At 36.1% G+C, this 15,506-nt stretch carries 15 protein-coding genes; 9 read left to right on the top strand and 6 right to left on the bottom strand.

Going from position 1 to position 15,506, the window contains the following annotated elements:
• Positions 1-84 precede the first annotated feature (84 nt).
• Entirely contained in the window at positions 85-309 is a 225-nt protein-coding gene (locus OCV53_RS02400; protein WP_022374122.1) for a hypothetical protein, read from the top strand.
• Complete coding sequence (locus tag OCV53_RS02395; protein WP_055196444.1) at positions 309-1,634, top strand: MATE family efflux transporter; 1,326 nt, start codon at positions 309-311, stop codon at positions 1,632-1,634. The genes OCV53_RS02400 and OCV53_RS02395 overlap by 1 nt, the downstream gene beginning before the upstream one ends.
• Before the next feature lie 120 nt (positions 1,635-1,754).
• Here OCV53_RS02395 and gdhA read toward each other — a convergent pair whose 3' ends face one another.
• Positions 1,755-3,089 carry an NADP-specific glutamate dehydrogenase gene (gene gdhA / locus OCV53_RS02390; protein ID WP_022091655.1) on the bottom strand — a complete coding sequence of 445 codons (1,335 nt, stop codon included), beginning with the start codon at positions 3,087-3,089 and terminating at the stop codon, positions 1,755-1,757.
• Between the two features lie 203 nt (positions 3,090-3,292).
• Here gdhA and OCV53_RS02385 point away from each other — a divergent pair, with 203 nt between their 5' ends.
• The 7 genes from OCV53_RS02385 to OCV53_RS02355 all read left to right on the top strand — a co-directional run bounded on the left by OCV53_RS02385 (position 3,293) and on the right by OCV53_RS02355 (position 10,198).
• Positions 3,293-4,039 carry a glycosyltransferase family 2 protein gene (locus tag OCV53_RS02385; protein WP_022374345.1) on the top strand — a complete coding sequence of 249 codons (747 nt, stop codon included), beginning with the start codon at positions 3,293-3,295 and terminating at the stop codon, positions 4,037-4,039.
• Entirely contained in the window at positions 4,002-6,656 is a 2,655-nt protein-coding gene (locus tag OCV53_RS02380) for a YfhO family protein (protein ID WP_081019892.1), read from the top strand. The genes OCV53_RS02385 and OCV53_RS02380 overlap by 38 nt, the downstream gene beginning before the upstream one ends.
• A 2-nt stretch (positions 6,657-6,658) precedes the next feature.
• Complete coding sequence (locus OCV53_RS02375) at positions 6,659-7,519, top strand: DUF1002 domain-containing protein (RefSeq protein WP_022374347.1); 861 nt, start codon at positions 6,659-6,661, stop codon at positions 7,517-7,519.
• Between the two features lie 57 nt (positions 7,520-7,576).
• Entirely contained in the window at positions 7,577-7,849 is a 273-nt protein-coding gene (locus OCV53_RS02370) for a hypothetical protein (RefSeq protein ID WP_022374348.1), read from the top strand.
• A gap of 140 nt (positions 7,850-7,989) precedes the next feature.
• Positions 7,990-8,493: an A24 family peptidase gene (locus OCV53_RS02365; RefSeq protein WP_022374349.1), complete on the top strand. Its 504-nt coding sequence runs from the start codon at positions 7,990-7,992 to the stop codon at positions 8,491-8,493.
• On the top strand, positions 8,490-9,338 hold the full coding sequence (locus OCV53_RS02360; RefSeq protein ID WP_022374350.1) for a hypothetical protein: 849 nt from the start codon (positions 8,490-8,492) through the stop codon (positions 9,336-9,338). Before OCV53_RS02365 ends, OCV53_RS02360 begins: the two co-directional genes overlap by 4 nt.
• Positions 9,335-10,198, top strand: a complete 864-nt coding sequence (locus tag OCV53_RS02355) for a CpaF family protein (protein ID WP_242852087.1) — start codon at positions 9,335-9,337, stop codon at positions 10,196-10,198. The genes OCV53_RS02360 and OCV53_RS02355 overlap by 4 nt, the downstream gene beginning before the upstream one ends.
• 460 nt (positions 10,199-10,658) lie before the next feature.
• Here OCV53_RS02355 and OCV53_RS02350 read toward each other — a convergent pair whose 3' ends face one another.
• The 5 genes from OCV53_RS02350 to OCV53_RS02330 are packed head-to-tail and all read right to left on the bottom strand — an operon-like array spanning position 10,659 to position 15,497.
• Positions 10,659-11,573: a DUF6551 family protein gene (locus OCV53_RS02350; RefSeq protein WP_055155695.1), complete on the bottom strand. Its 915-nt coding sequence runs from the start codon at positions 11,571-11,573 to the stop codon at positions 10,659-10,661.
• Between the two features lie 2 nt (positions 11,574-11,575).
• On the bottom strand, positions 11,576-12,496 hold the full coding sequence (locus OCV53_RS02345) for a hypothetical protein (protein ID WP_055196442.1): 921 nt from the start codon (positions 12,494-12,496) through the stop codon (positions 11,576-11,578).
• Positions 12,483-12,899, bottom strand: a complete 417-nt coding sequence (locus OCV53_RS02340) for a hypothetical protein (protein ID WP_055196441.1) — start codon at positions 12,897-12,899, stop codon at positions 12,483-12,485. The genes OCV53_RS02345 and OCV53_RS02340 overlap by 14 nt, the downstream gene beginning before the upstream one ends.
• Complete coding sequence (locus tag OCV53_RS02335; RefSeq protein ID WP_055177523.1) at positions 12,859-13,647, bottom strand: hypothetical protein; 789 nt, start codon at positions 13,645-13,647, stop codon at positions 12,859-12,861. The genes OCV53_RS02340 and OCV53_RS02335 overlap by 41 nt, the downstream gene beginning before the upstream one ends.
• Positions 13,644-15,497 (bottom strand): recombinase family protein, encoded by a 1,854-nt coding sequence (locus OCV53_RS02330; RefSeq protein ID WP_055196440.1) that lies wholly within the window; start codon positions 15,495-15,497, stop codon positions 13,644-13,646. The genes OCV53_RS02335 and OCV53_RS02330 overlap by 4 nt, the downstream gene beginning before the upstream one ends.
• Positions 15,498-15,506: the final 9 nt, after the last annotated feature.

Raw genomic sequence — 15,506 nt, 5'->3', positions numbered from 1 at the left:
GTCTGTAATACGGTAATATGAATCGTATTATGGATGATTTTTATTTTACGAAATATTTGAACATAATGAAGAAAGGAAAAACATATGAATACATACTATGTAACAAGGATCGAAGAACCAGACTTTGGCTGTGAAGGTCGCCCAGAGGGTCAGGAAATTAAAGATAAAGTATTTTTAAAACAAGAAACAACAAAAGAAGAAATGATCATATATATGGAAGATAAATTATTATATGACAGAAACGTCGACGAAGGAACCAAAGTCATAATTGATGAGGATGGAAGATTACAGAAAGCAGAGGAGCAGTAATGAAGGACCTCACAAAAGGAAAAATTTCAACACTGATCTTAGGTTTTGCGATTCCAGTATTCTTAGGAAACTTATTACAGCTTACATACAGTCTTGCAGATACAAGAATTGTAGGTACTTTTCTTGGAGAACAGGCACTTGCTGCAGTTGGAGCCACAACAACGATCAGTAATCTTATTGTAGGATTTTTATTAGGATTGGCCAATGGATTTGCAATCATCACAGCACAGAAATTCGGTGCCGGGGATACAAAGAGAGTCAGGAAATCATTTGCAATCGCAATCATATTAGGTGCAGTTATTTCTATTGTTATGATCCTTGCAGGAACGATTTTTATTAATCCGATTTTGAATTTTTTAAATGTTCCGCAAAAGCTGTATGCAGCATCCAAACAATATATCATTATCATAATTGTCGGTCTGTGGGTCACAATGTTTTATGATATCCTGATGGCAGTTATGCGGGCAATTGGAGATACGATCACACCATTACTAATCCTTGCGATCTCTGTTGGATTGAATATCGCAGGAGATATTTTATTTGTAGCAGTATGGAAAACAGGAACATGGGGTGCGGCGGCAGCGACAGTACTTGCACAATTTATTGCATTGATCATTTGTTGTTTTTATATGATTCATAAGTATGAATTGTTATGCCTTAAGAAAGAAGATTTTGAGAATCTGGAGCCGCATATGATCAAAGGAATGTTAGGTTCAGGAATGTCCATGGGATTTATGAGTTCTCTTGTAAATATCGGATCACTGACATTACAGACTGCGATCAACAAACTTGGACAGGATATTATCGTGGCACATACAGCGGCACGAAAGATCACAGAAATCTATATGATTATGTTTATGGTATTTGGACAGACGATGGCAACATTCTGTGGACAGAATATGGGTGCTGGGAAGTTTGACAGGATCAAAGAAGGAATGAAATTAGCAATCATTTATACATGTGCATGGTCAACATTGGCAATGATCGCAAGTTATACCATTGGACCGCAGTTGGTTTATATGGTAACAGGAACTCATAAAGAAGCAGTTATCACAAATGCAACAAACTATCTGAAATTTGACACATTGTTTTATTATGTGACCTGTGTGATCAGTGTCTTAAGGAATGTCATGCAGGGAATGGGAGACCGTGTTACTCCATTGATCTCCAGTGGATTAGAGATGGTTGGAAAAGTAGTGATCGCAGCGACGTTGGTTCCATGGCTTGATTATACGGGTGTTATTATTGCAGAACCAATTGTATGGTTTATTATGGTAATTCCATTGATCGTAGAGATCAGAAAAACACCATTATTTGAAAAATAAATCTATATAAAAACCCAAAAAGCGGAGAATCCATAAAGGATCTCCGCTTTCTATATACACATGACATTATTTTAATTGAACATTCCGTCCCACGGGAATATCCAGTTTTCTTTTTAAGGATTAAACAATACCCTGAGCTGTCATTGCATCTACGACTTTCTCGAATCCTGCAATGTTAGCACCAGCTACATAGTTTCCTTCCATTCCGTAACGTTTTGCAGCGTCATCTAAGTTGTGGAAAATGTTAACCATGATGTTCTGTAATTTTCCATCAACTTCTTCAAATGTCCAGCTTAATCTTTCGCTGTTCTGAGACATTTCAAGAGCAGATGTAGCAACTCCACCAGCGTTAGAAGCTTTACCAGGTGCGAATAAGATTCCGTTTTTCTGTAAGTATTCTGTAGCTTCTAATGTAGTAGGCATGTTAGCACCCTCTGCAACTGCGTAACATCCGTTTGCTACTAACTGTTTAGCATCTTCTAAGTGTAATTCGTTCTGAGTTGCACATGGAAGAGCAATGTCAACAGGAATAGACCAAACTCCTCTTCCTTCGTGATATTCAGCACTTGGACGAGCAGCAGCGTATTCTGTTAAACGAGCACGTTTTACTTCTTTTACTTCTTTTAATAATTCAACATCGATACCATCTTTGTCATAAATCCATCCTGTAGAGTCAGAAGCTGTAACAACTTTAGCACCTAACTGCTGAGCTTTTTCGATTGCGTAAATAGCAACATTACCAGCTCCAGAAACAGCAATTGTAGCACCTTTGATAGATTTACCATTACATTTTAACATTTCGTCTGTGAAGTAAAGAAGTCCGTATCCTGTAGCTTCTGTACGAGCTAAAGATCCACCATAAGATAAACCTTTACCTGTTAAAACTCCTTCATAAAGTCCACGGATTCTCTTATACTGACCGAACATATAACCGATCTCTCTTGCACCAGTTCCGATATCACCAGCAGGAACGTCAGTATCTGCTCCGATGTATTTGCAAAGTTCTGTCATGAAGCTCTGGCAGAATGCCATGATCTCACGATCAGATTTTCCTTTAGGATCGAAGTCAGAACCACCTTTACCACCACCGATTGGAAGTCCTGTTAAAGAGTTTTTGAAGATCTGTTCAAATCCTAAGAATTTGATGATTCCAAGGTTAACAGATGGGTGAAGTCTTAAACCACCTTTGTAAGGTCCGATCGCACTGTTGAACTGTACACGGTAACCTGTGTTAACATGAACCTGTCCTTTGTCGTCTACCCAAGGTACACGGAATTTGAACTGGCGTTCTGGGTTTACAAGACGTTCAAGAAGAGCATCTCTTCTGAAAGCTTCTTCGTTCGCTTCAACAACGACTCTTAATGATTCTAAAACTTCTTTAACAGCCTGATGGAATTCAGGTTCTGCTGGGTTCTGAGCAACTACCTGCTCGATCACTTCATCTACGTATGACATTTTGTTTCCTCCTTATAAGTCATAATGATATGTGTTTAAAACAGAGGGTATCTTATCGAAATGGGCGTTGGCACATCCCAAAAGATAAAATAAAAAGAGGCCGGAAAGCGCCTCTTCTTCTTAATAACGCCTTTGTCTTAGAATTATTATATAAGATATGATATAATATTTCAAGAAAATCAATACTCAGGAAGGAAATTAGTATGAAATCTGTGGCAATGGCCTATTATAATGGTGCAAAATATATAGATGAACAAATAAGATCAATTCTTGCCAATATGGAAGATACAGATGAACTTATTATTTCAGTGGATGATGCCAGCGATGGATCAGAAACAATACTACAAAATTGGGCCCAAAATGACCCAAGAATCCGCATAATCAAAGGACCGGGGAAGGGTGTTGTGAAAAACTTTGAGAATGCATTTAGACATTGTCGAGGGGATATTATTTTCTTATCCGATCAGGATGATGTCTGGAAAAAAAATAAAATGATAAAAATTCAGCAAGCATTTGAAGACCCTAAAGTGATGGCAGTTGTTCACGATGCTCAGATTGTAGATGAAAAACTTTCATCTTTAAATGAAACAACATTTGAATGGAGAGACAGCAAAGCGGGCTTTTGGAAGAACATGAAAAAGAATTCCTATATTGGATGTTGTATGGCAGTCAGAAGATCTGCATTAAAGAGGATTCTGCCAATTCCAGATAATATCTGGATTCATGATCAGTGGATCGGATTGCTTGCAGAACAGCTCGGGAAAGTGGTATTTATAGAAGAACCTCTGATTTATTATCGAAGACATGGGGGAAATGTTACTGAATTAACCCATGGTTCGATCACATCTATGATCAAAAAAAGATATCATATGATCATGGAAATCAACCGACGTGTAAAAGAATGGAGTGAACATGACAAACAAAATCAAAGACACATTGAAAAACCATAAGTATTTGTTACTCTCGTTTTTTCTGCCGCTTCTTATATTAGAAGGAATTGCGATTGCAGAGAAAATACAGCCATTTGGAAGCGGATCATTTCTGATCGTTGATGCTTTGCATCAATATCTTCCATTTTTTGCTGACTATCAGGAAAAATTAAAGCATATGGATTCTATGTTTTATTCATTTCATGCAGGATTAGGATATAACTTTTTAGGACTGTGGGCATATTATCTTGCAAGTCCATTAAATCTTGTGATCGCACTCGTGCCTAAATCAATGCTTACAATGGTATTAAGCCATTTATATGTATTAAAGATTGCACTTTGTTGTTTTACCGCGGCATTTTATTTTAGAAAACGTCGTGGAAAAGACGAGATTTCTATTGTTGCATTTGGAATGGCATATGGATTATGCAGTTATATGGTAGGATACAGCTGGAATATTATGTGGATGGAAGTTATGATGATGCTTCCACTTATTTTGTATGGTGTTGATAAATTGATCAAAGAACATGATGGAAGATTTTATTGCATTACACTATTTATTTCTCTATGGTGCAATTTTTATATGTCTTATATGACTTGTTTGTTTTTGATCTTATGGTATTTGCTTTATCCACATAAAAATATCAAAGAATTTTTTCTGAATGGATTAAGATTTGCAGGATATTCTCTGCTATCAGGGGCAATGGCAGCAGTAGTGCTATTGCCGGCATACTTAGGAATTATGCAGACATCTTCAGCAAAACTGGATTTTCCAAAGCAATTGTGGTATGGAACATTTGGAAATATCTTTTCAAGACATTTTCTTGGAACAACACCACTTACGATGGCAGTAGATGACAGTAAGATTAATTTATACTGTGGAATTCTAACTTTATTAATGGCAGGATTTTATCTGGCTGTGAGGGAAATTTGTCTGATTGATAAGATTCGAAGACTACTATTACTAGTATTTTTATTTTTCAGTTTTAATATGCCGATTCTGGGATATATATGGCATGGATTCCATGATCAGTATGGAATTCCCAATCGTTATGCATTTTTGTATATCTTTGCATTACTTGCAATGGCGTATGAAGGATACTGTGTGCTGGCACGTGGACAAAGAAAGATTTCTATGGGGATTTATACGTCAGTCATTCTATTTGGAATATTGATTGAAATGGCAATTCAGACGGTAACAGTGAAAATAGAAATGAAAACAGTATATACGACATTGGCAGCGATCATTGTATATATGGTTTGTTTTGGATTGTATCAGAAAAAAGTATTGCGTAAAAAGATTTTTACAACATTGATCTGTTTTTTATTTATGATAGAAACTGTAGCAATGGCAGTCATGGGATTTCAGGAAAATGGAACTGTTGATACCGATGATTATTTTCAGGATACAAAATCTATTACAGAAGTTAAGAAACAATATCAAAAAGATGTTGAAACAAGGATGGAACTGATAAGTGGCAGAATGCTTGATGAAAGTATCTGGCATACCTTAAATGGAATGACACTATTTGGTTCAACGGCACAGGGGAATGTCGTTGATATGATGGATCAGCTAGGATTCTATACAGGTGTTAATGAATATTTGTATGAAGGTGCCACTCCATTTACGAATGATCTGTTCTCCATGAAATATCAGATCTTCCGTCCATATGACACGAAACGCACAGAGTTTAAATTAAAAGAAAGTATCGGAAATGTAACTGTATATAAGAATACAGATAAAACAGCGTTAGCATATGCAATGGATGATATGGTAAAAACATGGGATTATCAGGATTATAATCCGTTTTATGTACAAAACGATCTGGCAACGAGTGCATTTGATGTGGATGAATTATTCCATATGATCGAGACAGAGAAACCGAAATTAAATAACTGTAAGATAACGTCAGATAATGGCGATGGAGAATATGTTTTTGAAAATACATCAGCACAGCCGGATAACATGGTTTTTACAATAAAATCAAGTAAAGCAAGACAATTATATGTTCACTTCGACGGCAGTCAGGTAGAGAATACTGTGATCGAGAAAAATGGGGAACAGATACTGACAGGAAGGCTGGATTCCCAGATCATTTATCTTGGAAATGTTCAGAAAGGTGATGTGATCCGCATTAAGATGCAACTGAAACAAGATGATGTTATGTCCGGAGTGGTGAGATTGACCGCAGCGGAACTTGATGAGGAAGCAATGGAAAAACTTGCACAGAAAATGCAAGAAAATGTATGGAAACTTACGAATGCAAAAGGAAATCAGTTAAGTGGAACAATTGATGTACAAGAAGAGAAGATGTTATTTTTCTCCATTCCATATGATAAAGGATGGAATGTAAAGATTGATGGAAAAGCAGTAAAAACGAAAGCACTTGGAAAAGCATTTTTGACGGTAAAGGTGCCGGAAGGAAAGCATAAAATCACTTTAATCTATGTTTCACCAGGATTTAAGGAAGGCGCAATTTTAAGTATTGTAGGATTTGTTATCTTTTTGTTGCTTTTGTATTTATTTCGTAAGAAAAAAATAAGTAATATACAGCAAAATCTGACAGAAAATTATGGTACATTAATAAAGGAAATATTACCGCACGATATGGGTGGTAACGATAATAAGGAGGAATGATTATGAGAAAGATTTTTGGCAAGTTTCTTGCAGCAGGACTTTGTATTGCGATGGCATTATCATCAGTGACAGTCAAAGCAGATAGTGTGGATCAGAAATATCTGGCACTTGGAGCTGACTTGACAGCTTCCCAGAAGAAGAAAGTATTAGAACTTCTGAATCTGGATGACAATAGTGATTATAAGGTTATTACAGTAACAAATAAAGATGAACATGAATATTTAGACAGCTATCTGTCAAAGAGTGTGATCGGAACAAGAGCATTGTCCTCTGTCACTGTGGAACAGAAAGATGATGGAAATGGTGTGAATGTTACAACACAGAATATTTCTTATTGTACATCTGGAATGTATCGTAACGCCTTGATCACAGCAGGAATCAAGAATGCTGATGTAAAAGTAGCTGGACCATTTAAGATTTCTGGAACTGCAGCACTAGTTGGTGTTATGAAAGCTTATGAGGAAATGACAGGAAAGAAGATTTCTGAAAAGAGCAAGGATGCAGCGACAGATGAGCTGATCACAACAGGAGAAGTTGCAGAGAATATTGGTTCTGATGATGCAGAGAAATTGATCGCGGATGTAAAACAGAAAGTAGCAGAAGATAATCTTTCTTCTCCATCAGAGATCAAGCAGGCAATTGAAGAATCTGCGAATGATTTAAATATCAGTCTTTCTGATGCAGATAAAGAGAAAATTCAGAATCTGATGGATAAGATTTCTGATCTAGACCTGAATGTTTCACAGTTAAAAGAACAGGCAAAAGACTTATATGATAAATTAAATAATAGTGGAATTTTAGAAAAGATTGCAGCATTTTTCAGATCTGTTGTTAAATGGATTGGAAATTTGTTTGGAAACTAAATTAAAAGAATATCCCTCTTTACATAACATAAGATTATGTAGGGAGGGATTTTTTTTATGGGACAAAATGAAATATTATTTTATATTATGGCAGCTGGATGCATGGTTTGTCTGATGATAGGAATTGTGAAAAAACCTGCATATTTGTTGGTGCTTTTGGTTCGAGGAGCATTTTGTTCGTTGATCGTATATGGTATTTGTATTTTTTGTGCAAAAAAAGGAGTTGCAGCTCCTGTCAATTTAAATTTCCTTTCTATTGGAACAGGTGCATTGCTTGGTCTTCCTGGAATTGTTATTTTGTATGCGACAGCAGTGTTATTATTTCGTTAGGGGAGCGTTTAATGATTATTTGTAGGTGAAATTATATGTTTAAAATACAGAATTTTGTATTTTTTGTAAAAAAGTAGAAAAACTACTAGACAAATACTTGGAACGCATGTAAAATAATGGAACAAAAGAAAGGAGGAATCATGAAGATATGGATTCTATTATTTATAATCCTTGCAGTAATTTATGATTACAGAGACTTTCAGATCCCGAACTGGCTGAATGGAATAGGAGCTTGTATTACTTTGATTCTGGCTGGAATCTGCGGAATGAAGGTGATGGATATTACAGCAGGTGTGTTGATCGTATTTGCCAGCTGTGGATTATTATTTTATATTGGATGCCTTGGCGGTGGAGACGTGAAACTGCTTATGGTATGCGGAATTTCTATAGGGTGGGGAATGCCCCAGTTTCTAATTTTATCATTTATATGTAACGGTATTTATGCCGTAGGTTTCTTGTGGAAGAGGAAGAACTTCCATCTACGATTTATTCGATTATTTCAATATATAACACGATGTATAAAGAACAAAAGATTATTGGTATATGAGACAGGTGAACAAGATTCCATGCAAGGGGGAATCATACATTTTTCATTTGGAATTTTGGCAGCGTATATCATATATCTGTCAGGAGGTGTGGTATGAGAGATATTTCAATTGGTATCTATCATAAAGACTATCAGTATGGGAAACGATTGATGGAATATTTAAATCACCAGAAGGATTTTCCAATGACAGCATCTTTTATATCAGATGAAGATGCTTTTTTCAGACAGGAAGAAGAAGGAGATTTTGAATGTCTGGTTTTGGCAGAAGAGACAGATTATCATGGAAGCTCACCAGTGTGCAGGATCGGAGTTAATGATTCTATGGGTGGAATGTACTGTCAGAGCGGGAAAGAAATAGCGGCAGGGATCTATCACTGTTTAAATGTTAGTCCACAACTGGATGATGAAAAGATTTTTGGTGTTTATTCGCCTGTTCCAAGACCAGAAGTATCAACATTTGCGAGAGAGATGTCAGCTACGAATGGGTGGATTTATTTTGGAATGCAGCCATATGGACATTTTGAAGAAGATGAGAGTGGAGAGCTTTTGTTATTTTATATCAAAGAACATAAGGAAGATATTATTGAATATTTCTTGAATCATCAGAAGGATCTTGGCGGCTGTATGGGATTTGCGGGAGCTGCATGTTATCTGGATTACAGGGAATTAACAATGCAGGATTATGAATGGTTCTTTGAGAAATTAAGACAAGCAGGGATAAAGATTATCTTTGATATTGGAATTGCATCACCTCCAGAACTGAGATTTTTTGGATTGTTTGACAGGATATTTCTTCCATTAATAAGAGAAGATCTGAATTCATTTGAATATCAACGATTTAAAAAGCAAATGAGAAAACATGGAATATGGACACAGACGAGCTGGGAAGAAGCAATGCTTGAAAGTTGGCAGAATAAGTGGAGAAGGGAGCAGTGGCCTTGAAAGAATTACTGAAGCAAAGAGTGATGGAAAGACTTAATTTTTCGCAAGAAATTTCAGATGATTATTTGAAAGAAGTGATACAGCAGGAGATTGTGAAAGTTTCAAAAGATTATCCGATGCTTTTATCTGATAAGATCCGTCTGAAGCAGGAAGTTTTTTATGCACTTCGCAAACTTGATATTCTACAGGATCTTTTGGAAGATGATACGATTACAGAGATTATGATTAATGGATCTGAAAATATTTTTATTGAGCAGTATGGAAAACTGCATCGGTATCCGGGACATTTTTCAGATGCAGAGAAGCTGTATCAGGTGATCCAGCAGGTGGCATCAGGAGCAAATCGTATGGTAAATGAGAAAAATCCGATTGTTGATGCGAGATTAGAAGATGGTTCAAGGGTAAATATTATTTTACCACCGATCTCTATTGACGGTGCCACGATGACAATCCGAAAGTTTGCCAAAGAACCGATGACACTTGAATGGCTATGTGAGAGAGAAGCATTTTCAGAAGAAATTGCACAATTTTTGAAAATACTTGTGAAGGCAAGATACAACATTTTTATATCGGGAGGGACAGGAAGTGGGAAGACAACATTATTAAATGGAATGTCTAACTGTATACCCAAAGGGGAACGAATCATAACCATTGAAGATTCTGCAGAATTAAAACTCAATGGTATTGAAAATCTGGTACGCCTTGAGATGAGAAATGCCAATGCAGCAGGTGAGAATAAAGTTGATATGAATGAGCTGATAAAAGCGGCTTTGCGTTCAAGACCTGATCGGATCATTGTTGGAGAAGTTCGTGCAGAAGAAGCATTGTCGATGTTAAATGCTATTATATGTACTATATAATAATTATATATATAATGTATATAAGGATGGAAAATATAGATTAGAGGGAGAGACATAGGAACGATATGAACATTAAGTATAGGTTATTGTGTAAAAGGTTAATAGAGGAACGGAAGAGAGTAGGTGTCATTCAATATTATAATGTACTGTTCATAATGGAGTTAGTGTCAGATAAAGACATATGGTCTTTAGAACAGTGGGTGAATGGTATAAATAACATATATATGAAAGATATACATAATTGGTGTAGAACACATTTTGTTAAATATCACACTGTATTTGTTTACAGGAAAGAGTATCCGGTAAAAGCAAATATTTGGAATGGGTATTCATATATAAGGTGGCGGATGGAGCGGATGATGAATTTGGGATAAGATAACATAGTGATTGCATGAAAGAGAGCCTTAAAGCATGGTGTTCTTTTGAAAGTATGGATAGAATAAAGGCTGAAGGCTCTGCGCTATTCGTTTGGCAGAGCCTGAGTATTCTCTTGATCCGTAGAAAATAAATCTAACTGACCTTCTGGAGTGGAACTTTGACCGGATTCATCTTCAGTTGATGGTTCTCTTTTTTTGGGTGTTTTATGAGTGTATAATTTCTCAAAAGGAAGTGAATACTTGGATTTTTTATTGTATTCTAGTAAAAGAGCTTCTGCGAATCCTAATGAACCGGCACGACGTTCTCTGGCAGTACGACTGATTTCTCTGACAGAGACACGCCCAACTTTTTCTTTAAAGGTGTCATCTTTCATTGTTTCTCCATAAGCATTATCCAAACGGGCAATAGCATTAAGCATATTGGAACTAAAGGACATAGGCGCACCTTCCCATGTGGCAACACAAAGGCGTAAAACACGATCAAGAGTGTGAAAACCATATTTTTCATAGATATTAATTAAAGTGGATACAGCACATATACCTCCGGGGCGAGAGGAAGAAGTAATAGTGAGATCATATGATTCAACAAGGTCACGAATAATAAGTTCTCTATCATTACCAGCTTCAATATTAGCCATGAATATTTCATAAGGTAATAACGATTTGACATATTTCATCTGATTTGCAAAAATATCTGCTTCTTGGGTGTAAACAAGATCATCATAAACCATACACCAGACAGGAGTTTCTCTTGATCCAGAGACGAGAGCAACAATCTCTATAGTGTGTTGTCCGTTGAACACATAATTTATCCCATCACGTCTACTTACTTTTACAGGGTTTATCTGATAAAGGTCAAAATTAGCTGCAGCACGCTGAACGTGTTTGATGGAAAGATTACGTTGATAATCTTGATTTGAACATAAATTTTTAATAGGTATTTGCTCAAAATGCACTTGGGGAACAAACTTTTGTAAATCTTCGGTATTTCCATCCATAATTATATTTCCTCCAATTTTTTTAAAATATTATTTGTTGTTGATATTAGGCACATAAGCTGATATTTAAGCTTATATTTTGCTGTATCAGATGCAATTTTAAAATCTGAAACTTTTAATACTCTTTCGATAGAACTGTTCCACGAGGGAATCGTCAATGTAAGACTTGCAATTTCCGCATCTGGATCAAATTGTGGCAGGTTGCGTATTGAAGGAATAGAAACGGAAGATTCTTTCCTTAACATCGGTTTGGCGTAATTATTCCATAGTAATTCCCTTTTCATATCATGATAACTGAGATGTTCTATCTTTTCGGCAAGAAGGTAGTTATTTAGGCTTAAAAGCTGCTCTTTTGATAATCCTGAAAGCTCAATAATATTAGCTTGGGAAATCCAGAGCTGACCAGAACGAACTCGTTTGACAAAATCGGGAACTTTTTCATCAATTATATCTAGTGCACTACTGTAAGCAGAATATTTGTAAACGGTAGCCATTGCTACATTACATTCTTCGGATATTTTTTTCGCTGCGATGCTTGCACCGGAAATATGAGATTTATTCGTAGATGAAAGTTGTCTTGAAACTAAAATTTTTTCAGCATCATATTTTTTCCCAATCAGGTATTTTTTATTGATATTGGTTAAATCCTCTCGTTTAAGTTGGTCAGTACATATCCATGAAATTACATCTTCTTTACTGGAAAAATGGAGTCTTTTTATTCGGAAAGGAATACTGTGTTTACGAAATAATTCATACGCTTCTATACCATTAATGACAATACCATTCCATGTGCAGATTGGGGTGTGATAGGAATGACATAATATCTGTTGTTCAAGTTGTTTATAATCTTTTTCACTGAGATATTGATACAAATTGGTGAATTCTAGTTTTGTTTTTAATGTATATATACTATAATTGCGCATACTCATCTCCCATTATTTCTGATTTGAATTCTGGTTGTGGCAGTTTTGTGATGATGTTATCCATGGAAAATAGAGCTATTTTCTTATCTGGGTAAATATTGCCTTCTAAACGAAAAATGTTAAATTTCTCCCAAGAAAGGTTAAGCTGGGAAAGTGAATATAGTAATTCTCGGCTGTACAATTCATAACTGTTACCATTGATGACAAAATAATCCTTAACTTTATGTGCCAATTTATCCTCTGCACAACTAGCCTTTATACCTATCATTTTTTGATCAGGATTAACAAGAAGTTGAATATATTCTGGGTTACCAATTTGACGGAGTGTATTGCGGTGGATTCGTATACGATTCTTTTTAAAGTCAATACATATTAGTGGATGGGAAGAGTGTTTGTTGTTCATAGGATTTTTCCTCACTTTCTGTTGTTGATGGTTCTTTTGCTTTTTCTATGGATTTATCAGTTGCCTTCTTCTTTTCTTGTATGTCAAATACTGCGTAGCCTTCAAATATATTGACTTGCATTGATTTTTGATGTTCTTCCACTGGAATACCGAACTGATTCTTCCATTCTTCAGGATAAGAAGGTGTCCTAGCAGTGGTTACAGTTCCATTGTCTTTTAGTGTACGAGGAAATATTTCAGGTGAAGTTAAATCGAAAATGAACAGTATTTCATTGCCAGAACGAATTAGTTTGCCGAGAATCTTGTACCGATAATTAGGATTCCAGTCCATGAGAGATATCACTTTAGCAAAGAAAATTCGACAGGTGATTTGTTTTGGCGAACGCTTTTTTCCAGAGGAACACCAACGAAAAGAGTCTTTTTCTTCTTCTCGACAGGGACGGACAGCCAGTTTTTTTTCAATGGGATTGACTAATATTTGCACATATTCGACATCGGGTAGTTTTTTTATGCAGGCGGTATTTACAGATACCTTGTAGTTATTAAACGTAAACGAAGGTTCGTAAATATGAGCGAAGAATTCGCCACGTACAACTTGATAACCGTCATAGCTGAAAGAATCATCGTCAATGACTTCCATTTGATTTGAGGGGCTGGGTGCGACTGTTATTGGCATAGGTGTGTTGATTTTCATCATATCAGAAGGTTCTGTAGTCATATTCCATTGATTTATAGGTTGCTCGCTCATTGGGTGTCTCCTTTAATTTCTGTAATAATATTCTTTATATTTTGTATAATGGTTTCTTTGGGAGTGGTTTGTAGCTCGGGTTCTTTATAAGGTTTACTTTCTGAAGCAGTCTGCCAGTTTTTGTCCGCTGTAAATTCTGTTAATTCTGGCGCTTGAGACTGAGTATAGTAATTATTACCGAAGCTATTCATCCAGTCGGCAGGATAAGCTAACACACTCTTAGAATCAGATATTGTATCAGACGTGTTATTGTTGAGGGCGGATACGTCGTTGGTATTTGTCGGTATTCGTATTTCTGTATCGTCCATGTTGAAAATAAGGACATTTTCATTGTCTTTTTGGTGGGCAACTCCTAATATTCTATATTTGCATTTTTTGTCCCATTTAAATATCTCGTATAATGTTGGCAAAAATGCAGCGCCGGAAATTGGTTTTGGAATAAGTTGACCATCTTTGAGACGTGACCACTGCACTTTATTTTTTGTTTCAGAGGAACATGGTCGGATAGCAAGTAGTTTTGAGCTTGGGTGTATTAGCAGTTCGACAAATTTTATGTTTGGAAATTTCCGTATAGCATCTTTGTTAAAAGAGATCTGTTTATATGAAAAAGAAACAGAAATCCGACCAACAGAGGAGAAAAATTGTCCTCTGGCAACTTCATAGTCTCTTAAATCGAAGGAACCGGCGGAAGCAGTAATTGTATCAGGTACATTCATATTTGCCGGTTTAAGGACGCTTTGAGATGCTTCAAAGTAGTCTCTGGCTTTAAATCCAGACCATCTTGGATTAATGCTTATAAATCCACTTAGAGAGCCTTCTTGTATCACATGTAATTCTGGTAAAATCTCTTTATTTCCATATTTCGCATTTGTAATTAATTTTTGAACAGCTATGAAATCATCTCGGGAGATAATAGCTTCGTGATGTCCGACTTTTCTGTATTGATTACGGTCTTGATTGTTTTTCCTTGATTTATGGTCAAGATAATTTGGAGTCCATGTTTTTCTCGCCAGAACATCCCCACAATGGCGTTCATTTTGAAGGATTTGTAGTATGGTACTGGATGACCAGACATCATTATTCTTTTTTGTTTTACAACCGAGTTCTGTCAAAGAATCAGCAATTTGTTGAGTACTGCTTCCATTCAGATACATATAAAAAATAAGCTGCACAATTTTAGCTTCATGTGGATTGATTACAAGATCTCCATTTTCGTCTTGGTCATATCCGAGCAGAGGAGGTGTAAGGAATATTCCCCGACGAAAACGCATTTCAATGGAAGAATTCATAATTTCACTTTTGGTATGACTTTCTTCTTGCGCAAGTGTTGACATGAATGACAGAATCATTTCGCTTTTGGGATCAAGAGTATTTAAATGCTCTGTTTCAAAAAATACACCGACGGGTGGACGGAGTGAAGAAAGCTCTCGTACATATCGGATACAGTCAACAACGTTTCTTGCAAATCGGGATACACTTTTTGTTATGATTAAATCAATTTTTCCGGATTCACAATCTTCAATCATTTTTTTGAATGCATCTCTATGTTGAAGCGAAGTGCCGGAAATGCCTTCGTCGGCATATATTTCTACAAGCATCCAATTCGGATTTTTATTTACTACATCCTGATAATGATTTTTCTGCAATTCATATGAGGATGTTTGGCGTGGATCATCCGTAGATACCCTTGCATATACAGCTACTCGTAGTTTTTTTTCTGTTTTAAAAATATCCTCTGGTGGAAGTGCCGGAATTACTTCCAGTTCTTCTGGATCAATACCTTTGTATCTTTGCCGGATTCTGGCTTTCTGTTCATCAATATTACTGCTTCGTTCTTCACTTTCTTTCATCAATAGCGA

This window comes from Anaerostipes amylophilus (assembly GCF_025567365.1).
GTDB classification, from domain to species: domain Bacteria; phylum Bacillota; class Clostridia; order Lachnospirales; family Lachnospiraceae; genus Anaerostipes; species Anaerostipes amylophilus.
This window is presented reverse-complemented; position numbering and strand designations above follow the sequence as displayed.

What these genes read in the sequence shown, in the direction of transcription:
- OCV53_RS02350 (WP_055155695.1), bottom strand. Translation starts at nt 11,573, where the DNA reads ATGGATGGAAATACCGAAGATTTACAAAAGTTTGTTCCCCAAGTGCAT.
- OCV53_RS02335 (WP_055177523.1), bottom strand. Translation starts at nt 13,647, where the DNA reads ATGAGCGAGCAACCTATAAATCAATGGAATATGACTACAGAACCTTCT.
- OCV53_RS02365 (WP_022374349.1), top strand. Translation starts at nt 7,990, where the DNA reads ATGAAGATATGGATTCTATTATTTATAATCCTTGCAGTAATTTATGAT.
- OCV53_RS02380 (WP_081019892.1), top strand. Translation starts at nt 4,002, where the DNA reads ATGACAAACAAAATCAAAGACACATTGAAAAACCATAAGTATTTGTTA.
- OCV53_RS02345 (WP_055196442.1), bottom strand. Translation starts at nt 12,496, where the DNA reads ATGCGCAATTATAGTATATATACATTAAAAACAAAACTAGAATTCACC.
- OCV53_RS02385 (WP_022374345.1), top strand. Translation starts at nt 3,293, where the DNA reads ATGAAATCTGTGGCAATGGCCTATTATAATGGTGCAAAATATATAGAT.
- OCV53_RS02340 (WP_055196441.1), bottom strand. Translation starts at nt 12,899, where the DNA reads ATGAACAACAAACACTCTTCCCATCCACTAATATGTATTGACTTTAAA.
- gdhA (WP_022091655.1), bottom strand. Translation starts at nt 3,089, where the DNA reads ATGTCATACGTAGATGAAGTGATCGAGCAGGTAGTTGCTCAGAACCCA.
- OCV53_RS02375 (WP_022374347.1), top strand. Translation starts at nt 6,659, where the DNA reads ATGAGAAAGATTTTTGGCAAGTTTCTTGCAGCAGGACTTTGTATTGCG.
- OCV53_RS02370 (WP_022374348.1), top strand. Translation starts at nt 7,577, where the DNA reads ATGGGACAAAATGAAATATTATTTTATATTATGGCAGCTGGATGCATG.
- OCV53_RS02360 (WP_022374350.1), top strand. Translation starts at nt 8,490, where the DNA reads ATGAGAGATATTTCAATTGGTATCTATCATAAAGACTATCAGTATGGG.
- OCV53_RS02400 (WP_022374122.1), top strand. Translation starts at nt 85, where the DNA reads ATGAATACATACTATGTAACAAGGATCGAAGAACCAGACTTTGGCTGT.
- OCV53_RS02330 (WP_055196440.1), bottom strand. Translation starts at nt 15,497, where the DNA reads ATGAAAGAAAGTGAAGAACGAAGCAGTAATATTGATGAACAGAAAGCC.
- OCV53_RS02395 (WP_055196444.1), top strand. Translation starts at nt 309, where the DNA reads ATGAAGGACCTCACAAAAGGAAAAATTTCAACACTGATCTTAGGTTTT.